Origin of the sequence: Klebsiella sp. A-Nf5, assembly GCF_002810545.1 — a bacterium.
Taxonomy (GTDB): Bacteria; Pseudomonadota; Gammaproteobacteria; order Enterobacterales; family Enterobacteriaceae; genus Klebsiella; species Klebsiella variicola.
Window position 1 is genome coordinate 1 of the sequence record NZ_PIOG01000034.1, and the last position, 1,389, is coordinate 1,389.

Sequence of the window (1,389 nt, forward strand, 5' to 3'; positions counted from 1 at the left end):
CTATCGTCGATGCCAACCGTACCCGTAAAGACTTTATCGCGGATTCTATTCTCGCTCGTAAGCCGAAAGTGGTGGGTGTGTATCGCCTGATCATGAAGAGTGGTTCGGACAACTTCCGTGCCTCTTCCATTCAGGGCATTATGAAGCGCATCAAGGCGAAAGGTATTCCGGTTATTATCTATGAACCGGTAATGCAGGAAGATGAGTTCTTCAACTCACGCGTCGTACGCGATCTGGATGCCTTCAAACAAGAGGCGGATGTGATCATTTCCAACCGTATGGCGGAAGAGTTAGCGGACGTGAAAAGTAAAGTTTACACGCGTGATCTTTTTGGAAATGACTAAAATATAAATACGCAGGCGAATCGAATCACCGATTTGGTTTTTTAAAAGATATATCAGATGCCCTTTTTGAATAGTAATTTATTTTAATTAGTACTATTCATTGGGGCATAACTAAATCTATTTACTATTATTGGTAAATAGATGACAGTAAGAACTGTTAGTAACTATTGTTTAAATGCTTTATTAAATTACTGTCAGTTTTCATTGTTCAAGTGCGGTTGTTATTTTTTAATATGTGCTCGAAAGCTATCTTTTTTAGTGTTATAAAGTCCTATGTTATATAATAATGAGTGCGGTTATTGTTCATTATTATATGGCGATGTTTTGATATATAATTATAATGCTATTTTTAAATGAATATCGAAGGAAAAGTGAGTGCAACTATGAGAGAAACATGGGTTGACTATGCCAAGGGTATTGGGATCATACTGGTTGTTTTCGGTCACGCTAATAGAGGCTTGTATAGTTCCGGCATTTATATTTCATCTGAAATATATCACTATTTAGACAATATTATCTATTCTTTCCATATGCCACTATTTTTCTTTCTTTCTGGTCTCTTTTTTGTTAGCTCAATAAATAACAAATCTAAAGAAGGTTTTTTATTGAGTAAGGTTAAAAACATTCTATATCCATATGTTTTGTGGTCTTTAATCCAAGGGGGGGTCGAGGTTTTTTTCTCGAAATATACTAATGCAAAGACAAGTCTTTCCGAGGTTTTGCTATTTCCTATGCACCCACGTGCTCAGTTTTGGTTCCTGTATGCTCTTTTTATGATTTTTATCATATGCACGATTATATATCATAAGAAATATTTTTTGAAGATGTTACCGGCTTTCTTTCTCATATCCTTTGTCATCTATGTTTACAGTGATGACATTGGTAATAGATTTAATTTCAACTATGTGAGTCAGAATATTCTATTTTTCTTCTTAGGATGTGTTTTCAATAAATATTATCCTGTATTTATGAGGCTCTTGACAAATAGATCCATTATATTGGTGACTTGTCTTTTGTTTTTTGTGGAATATTTGTATTTTATAAA

General features: G+C 34.1%; 2 protein-coding genes. Both read left to right on the forward strand.

Features of this window, described 5'->3' with window-relative positions; genetic code table 11:
* The coding region (locus CWM53_RS04410; protein ID WP_319829937.1) for a UDP binding domain-containing protein at positions 1 to 344 on the forward strand (344 nt) is incomplete at its 5' end.
* Positions 345 to 727: 383 nt separating this feature from the next.
* A partial coding sequence (locus CWM53_RS32285; RefSeq protein WP_100750722.1) for an acyltransferase family protein occupies positions 728 to 1,389 on the forward strand: 662 nt, incomplete at its 3' end.